This is a genomic window from Euryarchaeota archaeon, assembly GCA_016207515.1.
In the GTDB taxonomy this organism is placed as follows: Archaea; Thermoplasmatota; SW-10-69-26; order JACQPN01; family JACQPN01; genus JACQPN01.
In genome coordinates, this window is the sequence record JACQPN010000008.1 from 26,405 (window position 1) to 40,584 (window position 14,180).

At 64.6% G+C, this 14,180-nt stretch carries 12 protein-coding genes; 6 read left to right on the plus strand and 6 right to left on the minus strand.

Going from position 1 to position 14,180, the window contains the following annotated elements; translation table 11 throughout:
* Positions 1–23 precede the first annotated feature (23 nt).
* On the minus strand, positions 24–368 hold the full coding sequence (locus HY556_03645; protein MBI4392879.1) for a cupin domain-containing protein: 345 nt from the start codon (positions 366–368) through the stop codon (positions 24–26).
* Positions 369–620: 252 nt separating this feature from the next.
* Between HY556_03645 and HY556_03650 the strand changes: the two genes are divergently transcribed.
* The 4 genes from HY556_03650 (at position 621) to HY556_03665 (ending at position 4,592) form a co-directional block, all read left to right on the plus strand.
* Positions 621–1,226 (plus strand): hypothetical protein, encoded by a 606-nt coding sequence (locus tag HY556_03650; GenBank protein MBI4392880.1) that lies wholly within the window; start codon positions 621–623, stop codon positions 1,224–1,226.
* 143 nt (positions 1,227–1,369) lie between these two features.
* The gene (locus HY556_03655; GenBank protein MBI4392881.1) at positions 1,370–2,539 is read left to right on the plus strand and encodes a 3-ketoacyl-CoA thiolase; all 1,170 of its coding nucleotides are present in this window, start codon (positions 1,370–1,372) and stop codon (positions 2,537–2,539) included.
* Positions 2,536–3,060: a Zn-ribbon domain-containing OB-fold protein gene (locus tag HY556_03660; protein MBI4392882.1), complete on the plus strand. Its 525-nt coding sequence runs from the start codon at positions 2,536–2,538 to the stop codon at positions 3,058–3,060. The genes HY556_03655 and HY556_03660 overlap by 4 nt, the downstream gene beginning before the upstream one ends.
* A gap of 59 nt (positions 3,061–3,119) precedes the next feature.
* On the plus strand, positions 3,120–4,592 hold the full coding sequence (locus tag HY556_03665) for a PQQ-binding-like beta-propeller repeat protein (GenBank protein ID MBI4392883.1): 1,473 nt from the start codon (positions 3,120–3,122) through the stop codon (positions 4,590–4,592).
* A gap of 83 nt (positions 4,593–4,675) precedes the next feature.
* Here HY556_03665 and HY556_03670 read toward each other — a convergent pair whose 3' ends face one another.
* Positions 4,676–5,935, minus strand: coding sequence for an MFS transporter (locus tag HY556_03670; protein MBI4392884.1), 1,260 nt, complete (start codon positions 5,933–5,935; stop codon positions 4,676–4,678).
* A 224-nt stretch (positions 5,936–6,159) separates the two neighbouring features.
* Here HY556_03670 and HY556_03675 point away from each other — a divergent pair, with 224 nt between their 5' ends.
* The gene (locus HY556_03675; protein MBI4392885.1) at positions 6,160–7,950 is read left to right on the plus strand and encodes a S8 family serine peptidase; all 1,791 of its coding nucleotides are present in this window, start codon (positions 6,160–6,162) and stop codon (positions 7,948–7,950) included.
* A 71-nt stretch (positions 7,951–8,021) separates the two neighbouring features.
* Here HY556_03675 and HY556_03680 read toward each other — a convergent pair whose 3' ends face one another.
* Positions 8,022–9,014, minus strand: coding sequence for a threonylcarbamoyl-AMP synthase (locus HY556_03680; GenBank protein ID MBI4392886.1), 993 nt, complete (start codon positions 9,012–9,014; stop codon positions 8,022–8,024).
* Positions 9,007–9,903 carry a TIGR00269 family protein gene (locus HY556_03685; protein MBI4392887.1) on the minus strand — a complete coding sequence of 299 codons (897 nt, stop codon included), beginning with the start codon at positions 9,901–9,903 and terminating at the stop codon, positions 9,007–9,009. The genes HY556_03680 and HY556_03685 overlap by 8 nt, the downstream gene beginning before the upstream one ends.
* Before the next feature lie 235 nt (positions 9,904–10,138).
* Between HY556_03685 and HY556_03690 the strand changes: the two genes are divergently transcribed.
* Positions 10,139–10,762 carry a hypothetical protein gene (locus tag HY556_03690; protein MBI4392888.1) on the plus strand — a complete coding sequence of 208 codons (624 nt, stop codon included), beginning with the start codon at positions 10,139–10,141 and terminating at the stop codon, positions 10,760–10,762.
* Between the two features lie 57 nt (positions 10,763–10,819).
* On the opposite strand, the gene HY556_03695 is transcribed toward HY556_03690, so the two are convergent.
* Together HY556_03695 and HY556_03700 are read right to left on the minus strand one after the other, a co-directional pair.
* Positions 10,820–11,524, minus strand: coding sequence for an MIP family channel protein (locus tag HY556_03695; GenBank protein MBI4392889.1), 705 nt, complete (start codon positions 11,522–11,524; stop codon positions 10,820–10,822).
* Between the two features lie 154 nt (positions 11,525–11,678).
* Positions 11,679–14,123: a heavy metal translocating P-type ATPase gene (locus tag HY556_03700; GenBank protein ID MBI4392890.1), complete on the minus strand. Its 2,445-nt coding sequence runs from the start codon at positions 14,121–14,123 to the stop codon at positions 11,679–11,681.
* Positions 14,124–14,180 lie beyond the last annotated feature (57 nt).

The following is a 14,180-nucleotide window of genomic DNA, read 5'->3' on the forward strand; positions in this document are numbered from 1 at the left end:
CGTTTCCCGTGCGCTCCAGGAAACTAAAGGCTCGTCGCGGTGCTCGGCGGCGGATTCTCGCCCTTACGTTGATAAATCAGCGCGAGGCAGCTTTGAGTGCCCGTGACCGCGAGATGACTAGTGCCCTCCGGGATGGCGATCGCATCGCCGGGTTTCAGGCGTACATTGTGCCCTCCCACCCGAAGCTCCATGGTCCCGGTGATCACGTACCCCAAGTGGCCGCGTCTGCACATCTCGGGCTCTCTCCAGCCAGCCGGGAATTCGACGAGGCGCATGACGCGGTCTTCGAGCTCCACTGATTTCTCCTTGAGGCCTGCCGGCGTCTTTTGGAAAGGCACCGAGTTCCACGACGTAACTATCGCTGTCATCTCTTAACACACGGCCGCGTTCGACGGCGTTGGCACAAAGGTTTCATGGTGGTTAAGTAGCTTCTCTCTCCCGTGAACGCTCATTCCAGGGAGCCTTCCCTTCCGGGCGCGGACATCCCGACGGCAACGGCGTCCGCCGTTTCCGCCACTGGTCCCGGTGGACCGTCTCCCCGAGAAGGACGGCCAAGCGCCTCTACTTCCGTGTCGGCGCCACCGGCCTCTATTCTCCACCCGCACGCGGATGGCCACGCGATGGGGACGCACGTCCTCGATGTCGAAACCCTGTACTTGTCTTCGGACCTTCCCGGCGGTTGGGACGACATCGCGAAGATGCGCGTCGCCGTATGCGTCCTTTATGATCTTGGGGCGGACTCGCTTCGGGTCTTCAGCGCCGACACCGAGCTGGGGGAGCCCCTCGAATCACTGTTTAGTCTACTCGAACAGTGCCGGGAGAATGGATGCGCGGTCATCGGACACAACATCCTTCGCTTCGACTGGACGGTCATCGCAGGCGAATGGAGGTCGCGAGGGCTCATTCCCGACGTCGACGAATATCTTCCCGGAAAGGCCCGCATCGTGGATACGATGGCCATCCTTTACGAGAAACTCGGGTGGAGGCCGAGCCTCCAGCTTCTCTCGCAACTCAATCTCTCTGAGTCGAAACTGCTCGATGCGGCGTTGGCGCCGGTCTTGTGGAAGTCGGGCGATCCCGAATCGAGGCGCCTCGTCGTGAGGTATTGCGCGGACGATGTGCTCAAGACGTTGAAACTCTGGGAAAAAGGACGCAAACAAGGCACGTTGAAGATCGGCGGCGGGCCGCAGAACGCGGCGGTCGTCGACGTGGCCGTCGCGTGGTGAAGGCACGAAGAAGGCTACCCCTCGGGAGAAGTGTCCTACAGTCTTTCGGAGTCCCAGGTAGCCGACGGCCGAGGTTGCGGCCAAAAAGGGGCCAGCCGGATTGCCCACCCTATTTATCCTCCGTCCCACAATACCCACTGAAGATGCGCCAAGTCGCGATAGTCGGAGGAGGCCACACGAAGTTCGGTGTGCGCAAGGCCACTTGGAAGGAGCTCGTCCAAGAGGCTGGAAAGGCCACGTTCGCCTCAGTGCGTAACCTCACGCCCCGCATGGTGGACAGCCTCTTCGTGGGCGCCGCCGAGCCCGAGCGTTTCGCGTTCCAATCGCACGTCGCTCCGCTCGCCGCCGAGCAACTCGGCATAACCCCGACGCGCGTGCTCCAACGCCACGAACTCGCCTGCGCATCCGGCCAGTCCGCGATCAGGGCAGCGTGGATGTCCATCGCCATGGGTCTATCCGACGTCGCGATGGTCGTCGGTGTGGAGAAGATGAACATCCCGAACCTCCCCGAACTCCAATCGTCGATGGCGTGCGTCCTCGACCGCGAATGGGACGGGGTCCACGGCGCGTCGGCGCCGCCGTTCTTCGCCCTATGCGCGCAGCGGCACATGCACGAGTACGGGACGACGCGAGAGCACCTCACGGAAGTGAGGCTCAAGGCAGGAAGGTTCGCTGCGACCAACCCGAACGCGCATTTTGCGAAGACCTTCACGAAAGAGCAGGTCGAGAAAAGCGTCGAGATCTCGCCGCCGCTACGGCTGCTCGACTGCTCGGGGATAACCGACGGGGCGGCCGGACTCATCCTCACGAGCGCGGAGCGGGCGCGCGAGTTCACGGACACGCCGATGTACATCCACGGGACGGGTCAGGCCAGCCAAGGCCACAACCTCTCCAACATGGAAAGCCTCACGACGTGGACGCCTCTCAAATGGGCGGCGAAGGAAGCGTACCGAAGCGCCGGGATACGTTCGCGCGACATCGACTTCGCCGAGGTGCATGACTGTTTCACGATCAGCGAGATAATCGTCACCGAAGACCTCGGCTTCTGTGAAAAGGGCAAAGGAGGCGCCCATATCGCGTCCGGCCAGACGGACATCGGAGGCCGCCCCGTCGTGAACACGCGAGGAGGTCTTCTTGGCATGGGCCATCCGCTCGGCGCGACGGGCGTTTCCCAAGCGGTCGAGATATTGTGGCAGTTCCAAAAGAAGGTCCCCCCAAAAAGGCAGGTCGAGGGAGACCTCGCCCTCGCCCACAACCTCTCCGGAAGCGCCAACGCGCATAGCATCCTCATCTACGGGAGGCGCCCAAAATGAGCCCGACGCCCACGGGCCCGGTGGCCGTGTTTCGGGAAAGTCTCGCGCCTCGCGGCCAGATCGACGTGCCTTACCTCCTCGACTTCTACCCGCTCCAATCGGAGGAGCACACGCGCATCCACCCATTCTTCAAGCATCTGCGCGAGGGCCGATTCACGACCACGCGGTGCAAGGCGTGCGGCGAACTCCTCTGGCAACCGCGCGCCGTCTGCAGCAAGTGCCTGTCGGAGGACCTGGAATGGGTCGAACTGCCCACGGAAGGAACCGTCTACGCGTTCACTGCGATGGTACGAGGGCCCCCGCTCGGGATGGAGGCGGACATCCCGTTCGTCATCGCGCTCGTCGACCTCGACACGCAGTGGCGCCCACTGCGTCTTCTCACGCGTATCGACGGCGTCCAAGCGGGCGAGATGAGGATCGGCGACAAGGTGCGTCTCAAGATAATCAATCTCGCGGACGGCCGGGTGTTCTACCGTTTCACGGGGCAGGCTGGAAACGCAGGCCAGGGCACGAAACGATGAGGTCCGCTTCCCGGCGACGGCCACGTTTTCCCTCAGCAAGTACCGCGCTCATCGCGTTCGTGCTTGTTAGCGCGTCCCTCGTCCCGCCATCGGCCGCACAACCCGGGTCCTCGGCTGAAGGTTGGCCCTTCGAACATGGCGGCGTCGGTGGCAATCGCCTTGCCCTCGAACCCATCCCGACCTTCATAGAGACCGCGTGGAAGGCGAACGTGACCGGCGCCGCGTACCCCTTGGTCGTCGGCAACCGGACTGTCTTCGGCGCGTCGGCGGAAGGCGAGGTCGTGGCGCTCGATGCGATGACGGGCGAGACGAAGTGGCGGAAGATCCTCCCGGAACCGATCGCGGGCGCGCCTGGTTACGCCAAGGACACGCTTGTCGTCGCAGCGAAGACGGGTCGGCTTTACGCGCTTCACGCCGCCACGGGAGCTCCACTTTGGGCCATCGACACGGGCGAAGACCCCACGTCGCCTCTCATCCATAACGCAGCCGTGTACGTCGCTTCGACGCAGACGGAAAAGATCTACGCGATAGACCTCGAGAAAGGCACCTCCCGCTGGACGGTCGAACTCGGCGGAAAGCCCGCGGGCCGCCTCGCGGCCGAAGGCCTGTTCCTTCTCGTCGTTCGCCTCGACGGGACGACCCTCGCCTACGGCACGCAAGATGGCGTCTTCATCTGGAAGACGCAACTCGTAGGGGTCGGAAGGTCGGGCGCGGCCGTCGCCGGGAAGAAGGTCTACGTCGTCGCACCGAACGGTTTCTTGACGGTGCAGCACACCGTGAACGGCACGGAGACCTGGTTCCTTGAGACGCCCGTCCAGGAGACGCTCACGGGGCCGCCCGCGGTGTCCGGCGACGCCGTGGCGTTCACGGCGTCGGTGCGGCGCGAAGGGTACGCGTACTCGGTATTCGCCAAGAACGGGACCGAGAAGTGGAAGGTGACGATGGACCCATTGCCGGTCACCCCCATGACCACGGACGGCTCGACACTGGTGTTTGGCACGTCGGAATCGAAACTCGTGGCGCTCGACGGCTCGGACGGAAGCCTCGTGTGGCAGTACAACGTGGGCACGGCGCCGACCTCGCCTGCCGCCGCCTACGGGCACCTCTACGCCTCGACGGCCGGGGGCGACATCATCGCCCTGAGGACGGCCACCGTGAACAACCCTCCGAACGTGACCGTGGAATTCCCCATCCAAGGCGACACCGTCACGGGCGTGGTGGACGTCATCGGCCGCGCAACGGATCCAGACTCACCGACACAGGTGCGCTTCGTCGAGTGGCGGATAGATTCGGGCCTATGGCGAAGGGCGAACGGGACCGCGACTTGGCTAGCGAAATGGGACACCGCGACCATCGCCCAAGGCGTGCATGTCCTACAGGCGCGGGCCTCCGACGGCAACCTCGTATCGGAGCCGGTGAACGTGACGCTCTTCGTATCCCAAGGAGGAGGCGGGAGGATCCCCCTGACGCCCGAGATCATCGTGGTCGCCTTCGCCATCGCCGCGTCCATCACAAGCCGCCGCCGGACCTGAAGCTACGAGCCCCTTGGCGCGTTGGAAATCGTCGCCTACCAGGACAAAGCGCAGCCGACCTCGCCCCCTCGGCGTAACATCCACTACGCGAGGGGGGCCGGTTTCCTCGTCTCGTCCACGTGCTTTCTCAAGACGAGGGCGAACAACGTCACGGCGATCGTGCAAAGCACCACGACGACGCCCGGTGTGCCGAACGCCTCGCTCACGTAGCCGACCAACGGGGGACCGAGGATGCTCCCACTCGTGACGACGACACTGTAAAGGGCCATCGTGAGGCCCTTCGGATGCTCTTGAGCGAAATCGGCAAGGCTTGCAAGCGCACTCGGGCCAAAAGCGAGCGCCACGAGGCCCGCCGGTGCAAGGAGCACCTGGAACGCGGACGTGTGCCTGAGGATGATCTCGGGGTCGGTGCTCGGCGCGGTCATGAAAGCATAAGCGATGACCGCGACGAAGACCAGGAATCCTGACGCACCGAGGAGCATGACGGGGGTGCGCCCGTGGGAATCGGACAACCGCCCGAAAAATACTTGTGTCGCAAGGAAAAGGCCGCCCCCGACGAGGGTGTAGACGGCGACCATCGACCCGGAAAGACTAGGCAAAGTCGCCGTCGCCCGTGGGAAGAACGTGAGCGTGCCGCTGATGAGGACGAACACGAGAAACCATGGGAGGATGACGCTTGCGGCGCGCGGCAGCCTCGCGATGCGGACCATCTCATCCAGCGGCAGCGTGCGCTTGGTCGCGGCCGACCAATGGGGATCGCGCACGTTGAAGTGGGCGTACGCGAAGCCGGCGATGGCGATGGCGCCCGCAAAGATGAACGGGACACGTGGGTCGGCGATGTAATCGCGCATGAGGAACCCGGCGACGAGGCCGGCCACGTACCCGAACACGTTCATGAAATCGAAGGCCCCCATCTCGCGTCCGCGGTGATCTTTGTGGGCGTAATCGGCGAGTAGCGCCAGCGACGAGATCAGGATGCAAGCAGCGGCGACCCCATGAAGCGCGCTTATCCCGGCCAGCGCATAGATGTCGGTCGTGAGGGGGGTGAGAAGACGCGCCGCCCCGCCTATGAGGAGGCCCATGAGCAGGATGGGTCTACGGCCGAAGACGTCTATCGCGTAGCCCACGGCGATTATCGCGAAAAGCTCGAAGAAGTGCGCCGCCGAAACTATGAGACCGAAGGTGAGCGGGGAGACGTCGATGTACGCGTTCAAGGCCACGAGGGCTATGCCGAAACTGGCGCGTATGAGGAACGTCGCGATGTAGAGCGAGGAAAGGAGGCGTAGGTAGACTGTGCCAACGAGGTCGTCCGTCGTTTCGGCGGCCCCTGATCGTGACTGCAAGCGTGGGACGTATTCCAAGACCCGCCTTATAACCTCCGGGACTCGTCTTGATCCTCATCGCCGACCGCAAAGCCGGTCGGCGATGACGGCTTCCGTAGGCGCCAAGGGCCAGGGTGGTCCGGACCGATGGGCCGTTTGGGCCCTTCTTCCCCGTTCCCCCTGTTCCGGGTGCCCTTCTACGCCGCCCCCGGCATCTTATGCCTGTTCCGCGCCGAAGTTGTGACGTGGACCTACGACGGACGATTTTCGCGGTCTTCCTCATCTTCACTTCCAGCCTCTCACTCTTCCAACCGGCCGAAGCCCACGAGGGTGGGGTATACATCGTCGGCTTCGAGACGCTTCCAGGCGCCGCCGAAGAGTCGCGCCTCGCAGGACTCGGTTTCCACGTCGTCGAGCATTTCCCGGTCGCCAAAGCCGTTCTCGTTTCAGGTGCCGGCACGCCCGAAGACATCGCGCTCGTTCCTGGAGTGGTGTCCGTCGCGCCTGAAGAACGGCTCGCCGCCAACCTCTTCCGCTCCAAGGAGACCATCGACCTCGACGTTACGCTGGCCTCCGACGCAGGACGCGGCGCGGGCGTAACCGTGGCGGTCGTCGACACTGGTGTGGACGCCGAGCACCCCGGGCTTTCGGCGTCGCTCGTCCAGTCGCTACGATTGGGCGCCAACGGGGTCTCGCCCGCCGAGGGGGATGCCGATGGCCATGGGACCCACGTGGCGGGCATAATCGCCGGTACGGGAGCGGAATCGACCTCGATGCGGATGAGCGGTGTGGCCCCCGGGGTACGCCTTCTCTCCCTCGATATCTCCGAGAGCTTCACCACCACCAATGCGTTGCGCGCCTTCCAATGGATCCACGAGCACGGCCACGATGAGGGCATCAGGATAGTCTCGAACAGTTGGGGCCGAGAAGGCGGTCCAGATCGTTTCGACGCCAACGATCCCGTGGTCAGAGCGTCCTCGGCACTCGTGCGTGACGGGTTCCTCGTCATCTTCTCGGCCGGGAACCGCGGTGCCGCGGGCGGGGCTCTCACCATCGAAGCGATGAACCCGGACGTGCTCACGGTGGGTGCCACCGACTCCGATGGGCGACCCGAGGAGTACAGTTCCCACGGGCCCGTCCTTGACGCCGCCGGAAACAGGCTTCCCTGGGAAAAGCCCGACCTCCTTGCACCCGGGACGGCCGTCTTCTCCGCGAAGACGAGCCGCGGTGCCGGCTGCGACGGCGAATCGGCCTGTTACGTCGCCATGAGCGGGACCAGCATGGCGGCCCCGCACGTGGCAGGGGTCGCGGCCATCATCATGTCCAAGCACCCGGCCTTGAGCGCGTCGGAAGTGTCGGAGATCATCGAGGCAAGCGCTCGAGACGTTGGAGCGGCGGGGCGAGACTCCGAGACCGGGGCAGGCCTCATCGACGCCGGCTCCGCAATGTCGTTTGCGGCGTCGCTTGCCGGCGAATACGGGACGCGGCGCGTCGAGGTGCCGATCCGGGCGGAAGGTGCGTTCACGAGTGCCTTAGGCTTCGAATTGTCCGGCGCGCAGGTCGTGGCCACGGACGGAAACGACATCACGGTCCCGATAGTGGTGCCCGAGGGCGCGAAGCGCATGAGTTGGCGCTTCACATGGAGCGACCCCGCAGCGGACTACTACGTCTATTTGGAGTCACCGGCCGGCGTCAGCGGCCCCTACGGCCCAACGACGGCGGACGCGGTGGACGGCACGCTGGAAGGCGACCTCGACGCGGGCACGTACATTCTGAGGGCGCACCCGACGACGGCGGTGGCGAATACCCGCTATTCGCTCATCGGGTCCCTCGAGAAGGAGGAACGGATCGAGACGGCGTCGAAGGCCATGGTGGTACGCAAAGCCCCCTGGGACGCCGGTGGCTACTTCACGTCCGACGAGGCGGTCCTAGGCGTTCCTTTGGCCCTCATCGCGAAGGCACTCCAGGTCGGTGCCATTCTCGCGGTCACGAGCGTTCTATGCGTCGGCCGCTCGACGGCTACGCGAAGGCTTTGAGAACACAAGTGCCGCCGTCATGACACGTCGTTGGGAGGCCACCATGGTCGCAATCCCGTTGGGACGCCCGTTCACGCTTTCGCCGCGGCGCGTCTCAACCGGTCCATTATCGCGACGCCGATCCCCCGCTCCGGCACGGCCTCGGCGAGGATGAGGTCGAGGCGCGCTTCGTCGAGCCTTCTCATCGCGGCGAAGAGGTTCGCGGCCGCCTCATCCAGTTCCCCCGTGGAGGAGAGCACCTCGACCGCCTCAAAACCCTCGAATGCGCCGGCCTTGAACGCCAGGAGCCCTACGCGCTTTGGATGCTCAGGCTGGCGGTCCCGCCAACTCGTCACCAACCGGAACGGCACGTGCGGCGAATAATGGGTCCTTCCTGAACCGGGAGAAAGCGACTCGCCGGCGTCGACCTCGGCGACATCGACGCGCCCTATGACGGCTTCGAGAGCCTCGATGGGGATACCGCCGGGCCGGAGCAATAGCGGGGTTTCGCCGACGAGCGAGAGAACGGTGGATTCGATCCCGACCATCGTGGGGCCGCCGTCGAGGATGAGAGGGACCTTTCCGTCGAGTTGATCGGCGACGTGCCGCGCCGTCGTGGGACTCACGTAACCGAAGGGGTTGGCGCTCGGGGCGGCGATGGGCACGCCAGCGGCCTCGATGAGTGAGCGGGCGACGTCGTGGGCTGGCACCCGTACTGCGACGGCGGCGAGGCCCGCCGTCACGATATCGGGAATGAGGTCGCGTTTCGGGAGAACGAGGGTGAGCGGGCCCGGCCAGAATTCGGCCGCGAGGCTTTGCGCCCGCTTGTCGAAGGCCTGCACGAGCTGGCGCACGTCCTGCGTCTTCGCGACGTGCACGATGAGCGGGTCGAAGCGTGGGCGGGCTTTGACCTCGAACACCTTGGCGACGGCGAGAGGATTGGTCGCATCGGCACCGAGGCCGTAGACGGTCTCCGTCGGAAAAGCGACAAGCCCCCCTTTCTTGACGATGACCGCGGCCCGTGCGATCGCCGTCGCCTCTCCCCCATCGACTATGATGGTCTCGTTCGCCACTTTCTCAGGCATCCTTCGCGAGCATCGCCTTGTCCGTCATCTGGCATGCGCGGCACACGGGACCGGTCGAGACGTCGCCGCAGATCTTGCACGCTTTTGCCGCCGGGAGGCCGTTCGCCGCCTCCCGAAGAAGCGGAGCTATCCGGTCGTGACCGGCGACGAGCGAATGCCTTGTCCCGGGATGCCGTTCTTCGAGGTCGAGCAGGATGTCCCGAAAGACGCCGCGCGTGGCCTGTGCGGCGTTGGGGCAATCGTGGATGTCCACCTCGTACCCGTTGAGCATCGCAACGAGTGCGACCTCCCGTTCGGGGATGAGACGTAACGGCATCGCGCGGGGGACGAGGCCGTCGACCGCGACACCGTGCGGAGCGAGGCGCGCCATCCGCACCACGTCACCCTTCACGTAGTTCATCAAGATGGATTGGGCCGTGTCGTCGAGGTTGTGGCCCGTAGCAAGGACGTCGGCTCCGGCTTCTCGCGCCGCGTCGTTCAAAGCGCGTCGGCGCAAGACTCCGCATGAGGCGCAAGGTGCTTCCTGGGGATTCTCGGCGACGAGTTCGTCGAGTGTCACGTTGAAGCGGTCCTCGAAACGGACGAGGCGGTGTTCGACCCCGACTCGCGCCGCCGCCTTTTTCGCGGCCTCGACGCCGGCAGGACGGTACCCCTCGATGCCTTCGTCGACGGTGATGGCCAGCAACTCGACGCGGCGGTCATCGCCGAGGATCTGATGAAGCGTATGGAGGAGCACGACACTGTCCTTGCCTCCCGACACGGCTACAGCGATGCGCTTCGGGGCATCGAACCCTATTTGTGTCCGGACCTCGCGTTTTACTCGCCTGTCGAAGAAATCCTGGAAGTGCCGCCCGCATAGGTGGGCCCCGCTGTACGGGACATGGATCACGGCGCGCTTTTCGCAGTTACTGCAAGACGTCAAAATTATCCTATTCCTTGGATGACCGAGCGAGGACCCTCTTCAGTGGCGGCTTCGTGGCCCACAGCCAAAGCCAATTACTTATGGTTACCGCCGACGCGAATGGGCGCCGGTTCCAAGAGGGCGAAGGGGTCGTGGCGGCTCACCTTTCAACGACTCATCCACAAAACCCTTAAAAGGACCCGTCCTCGGATGATATGAGAACATGCCGGTCGGAACCAGTGCCGTAGTGGCCGCAAGCGTCGTCCTTATCGCGAGCGCAGGCGGTGTCGCGTATTACGATGGCGCAGTAGGGTCGAAACCCTTGAGCGACGTCAACGGCGACGACTTCGACAGGGTCGTCACGTTGCGTGGATACGTCATCTTCACCGCCACCGACTACGCGAAGTTCGCGGGCGGATGGGACTACTCGCGCTTTTACGACTACGGCATGACCGGACATCGCAACCACGCCCCGGCCGAGATCCAGGCCCACCAGTTCACGAGCGGCTCCCAGAAGAGAGGCGGGTCGTCGGCCACCACGAGCTACTCTTACAACGAGGACGCAACGCGCGGTGAAGTCAAGGGAGAGCCCGATTACGAATCGTTCTTCGCCGGCGGGAAGTTCTTCGGGTTCGGCGACTCCAGCGATTCAAACACGACCGTGGCCTTCGGCCTAGTGGCCTACGATGAGGCGCTCAAAGTGAAGCGCGGTGAACAGTTCGTGGTCACCGGGAAGGTCGTCTTCTATGCTGCGGGCACGGACGACGAGGGTACGGGCAAGTTCGTGATGCTCGACACGAAGAGCTCGGGCGACGTCCACAAGCCCATGTTCTTCAAGCTCGGCTGATACGAATCGGGAAAGGCTGTGCGCCCATCCGCTGATGAGGCCGCCCGTCGCGCCGCTCTACTTGCAGTCCGGATGCATCCACCGGTACGTGACGGCCGCGACCAGGCCACCGACGACGGGGCCGACGATGTAGACCCAGACGACGGCAATCGATGTCGTGGAACCCAAGACCGCGGACACGATCGACGGCCCCAGGCTACGCGCTGGATTCACGGATGCTCCCGACAGTGGGATACCTGCGAGGTGGATCCCGACAAGTGCGATGCCGATCGCGAGTCCTGCGAATCCCGGCGGCGCCTCCCTGCACGTGACGTTGAAGATCACGGTGAGGAAGAGGAACGTGAGCACCACTTCGCTAAGGAGTGCCGAGGTCACTTGGAGCGTGCCGTAACCGCTCGCGCCCAGTTCGTTCCCGACGGGGGTGTAGCCCACGGCTCCGCGCATGATAAGGAACAAAGCACCGCTGGCAAGCAAAGCTCCGACGAGTTGCGCGGCGATGTACGAGCCCGCATCTTTCGAACCGATCTTCTTCGACCACCACATGGCGACCGTCACGGCCGGGTTGAAGTGGGCGCCCGATATGCCGCCGAAGGCGTAGACGCCTGCAAGAAGGGCCAATCCGAAGGCAAGGGCGATACCGACCTGTCCGAGGAACGGAAAGCCTCCCCCGAGCCCACCGGTCCCGACGATAGCGGTGGTCCCGATGAAGACGAGCAAGAACGTGCCAAGCATCTCTGCCAAAAGTTTTCGCGGTTCGGTCATGGGAACGACCGGCTCGCGCGAACCGTCCGGGCGCCTTAAACGTGTCGTTTCGGCAACGCGACTGGGGTCGCGGGACAAAGCGCCGCGGACCACCACGAGGACCCCCATTCCCATCTGCGCACAAGGACGCGCCCGTACGTGTCCTGGCCCTCGCCTAGAACCGCACGGTCCGCAGGCGTAACGCGTTGGAGATGACGCTCACGGAACTGAAACTCATCGCCGCCGCGGCGATGATGGGCGAGAGAAGGATGCCAAACGACGGGTAGAGGATGCCGGCGGCGATGGGCACACCGAGCGCGTTGTAGGCGAGTGCGAAGAAGAGGTTCTCTTCGATGTTTCGCATCGTCGCCCGGCTGAGCTTCCTGCTCCGGACGATCCCACGTAGGTCGCCCTTCACGAGCGTGACACCCGCGGACTTCATGGCCACGTCCGTGCCCGTCCCCATCGCAACGCCCACGTGGGCCTGCGCGAGTGCCGGCGCGTCGTTGACACCGTCGCCGGCCATGGCTACGAACCTGCCTTGGCTCTGGAGACGCTTCACGATGTTGGCCTTGTCCTCTGGAAGGACGCCCGCGACGACCTCGTCTATGCCGAGCCTTGACGCCACGGCCTTCGCCGTGGTCTCGTTGTCGCCGGTGAGCATCACGATCCGGATTTTCTCCGCATGGAGCGCCCGGATCGCTTCCGGCGTGGTCTCCTTGATCGGATCGGTGACGCCCAAAAGCCCCGCTATCCTGCCGTCGGCCGCCAGGAACATCACCGTTTGGCCGTCGCGGCGAAGGGCCTCCGCATCCCGATCCGCGTCCGACAAGTCGACAGCGAGGTCATCCATGAGTTTGCGATTTCCTAACGCCACCTCGCTCGTCCCGACCTTCCCACGGACTCCCTTTCCGGTCACGGAAACGAAGCCTTCGGTCCCCGTTGCCCCGGCACCGCGTTCCTGCGCACCGTTGACGATGGCCGCCGCTAGTGGGTGTTCGCTCCCCCGTTCGACGCTTGCCGCCCAGCGAAGCACCGCCTTCTCTTCGAAGGAGGCGAACGTGAGCACGCTTACGAGCCTGGGCCGACCCTCGGTGAGTGTGCCGGTCTTGTCGACGACCAGCGTGTCGACCTTTCGCATCGACTCGATCGCTTCAGCATCCTTGAAGAGGACACCCGCTTGGGCACCCTTGCCGGCGGCGACCATGATGCTCATCGGTGTTGCTAGGCCCAACGCGCATGGGCAGGCGATGATGAGGACGGCGACGGCGTTGATGATCGCATACGCCAGTGCGGGCTCGGGCCCCCAGGCGGCCCACATGATGAACGTGAGGATCGCGACGCAGACGACCCCGGAAACGAAGTAGACGCTCACCTTGTCCGCGAGGCGCTGGATCGGCGCGCGGCTCCTTTGCGCTTCGGCGACCATCTCCACGATCTGCGACAACAAGGAATCCCGTCCGACGCGCTCGGCGCGGATGACGACGCTTCCCGTCCCGTTGAGCGTCGCTCCGATGACCTTGTCTCCCGCGTTCTTCTCGACGGGGATCGCCTCTCCGGTGACCATAGACTCGTCTACGCTCGTGTGCCCTTGCGTGACGATCGCATCGGCCGGGATCTTCTCCCCGGGCCGTACTCGGAGCATGTCGCCCTTCAGGACGTCTTCTAGAGGCACGTCCTCCTCCGTGCCGTCGGGCCGGATGCGGCGCGCGGTCTTCGGCGAAAGGCCAAGTAGCGCCCGGATCGCGGCCCCGGTACGACTGCGCGCGCGTAGCTCCATCACCTGGCCGAGGAGGACGAGCGTCGTGATGACGGCGGCCGCCTCGTAATAGACGTCCACTTGGCCGCCGTCGCCATGGAAGCCGGCGGGGAAGATGTCCGGCGCGAACGTCGCGACGACGCTGAACGCGAACGATATGAAAACGCCGAGCCCGATGAGCGTGAACATGTTGAGACTGCGCGTCACGATGCTCGTCACGGCGCGTTCGTAGAACGGCCATGCGCCCCACGTGCATACGGGTGTTGCGAGGGCGAGCATCAGGAGAGCCATCGTGGACGGCGAAACCGCCTCCAGCAAGGCGTTCGCTGGAAGAAGATCCGTCATCGCCACGAGGAGAAGCGGCGCGGACAGGACGGCGCACACCACGAGCCGCCGCGACATCGACGCCAACTCGGGATCGTCCGATCCGTCGTAGACACCCTCTCGCGTTTCAAGCGCCATCCCGCACTTGGGGCAAGAACCGGGCCGGTCGCTTTCCACCTCCGGATCCATCGGGCAGGTGTAACGCGCCTGGATCGGGGCACCGGCTGAGCGTTCCAGACCCATCCCGCATTTGGGACACGCGCCCGTGCCGTGCGCGTTGACTTCCGGGTCCATCGGGCAAAAATACGGGCCCCGCTCCACTTGATGCGGGGCTTCGCGGGAGTCCGCTTCGGTCCGTGCGCCTTGCGCTGGGGAAGGCATCCGCGGCCGCGCCTGGCTCAGATACTTCGCCGGGCCGGCCCTGAATGCGACGCGACAATGGTGGCTGCAAAAATAGTACGTCTTACCTTCGTGGACGTGTGTCCCTTTGGAAGCCGCGGGTTCCACAAGCATGCCGCAGACGGGGTCGCGTTCCATCCGGATCGAGATACCCCGAATCCTTAATAACGAGTGCCTTCTGGCGGAGTGACTCCA

Excerpts from the sequence above, each read along its gene's own strand:
- HY556_03645 (MBI4392879.1), bottom strand. The coding sequence starts at position 368 with ATGACAGCGATAGTTACGTCGTGGAACTCGGTGCCTTTCCAAAAGACG.
- HY556_03650 (MBI4392880.1), top strand. The coding sequence starts at position 621 with ATGGGGACGCACGTCCTCGATGTCGAAACCCTGTACTTGTCTTCGGAC.
- HY556_03655 (MBI4392881.1), top strand. The coding sequence starts at position 1,370 with ATGCGCCAAGTCGCGATAGTCGGAGGAGGCCACACGAAGTTCGGTGTG.
- HY556_03660 (MBI4392882.1), top strand. The coding sequence starts at position 2,536 with ATGAGCCCGACGCCCACGGGCCCGGTGGCCGTGTTTCGGGAAAGTCTC.
- HY556_03680 (MBI4392886.1), bottom strand. The coding sequence starts at position 9,014 with ATGCCTGAGAAAGTGGCGAACGAGACCATCATAGTCGATGGGGGAGAG.
- HY556_03690 (MBI4392888.1), top strand. The coding sequence starts at position 10,139 with ATGCCGGTCGGAACCAGTGCCGTAGTGGCCGCAAGCGTCGTCCTTATC.
- HY556_03695 (MBI4392889.1), bottom strand. The coding sequence starts at position 11,524 with ATGACCGAACCGCGAAAACTTTTGGCAGAGATGCTTGGCACGTTCTTG.
- HY556_03700 (MBI4392890.1), bottom strand. The coding sequence starts at position 14,123 with ATGGAACGCGACCCCGTCTGCGGCATGCTTGTGGAACCCGCGGCTTCC.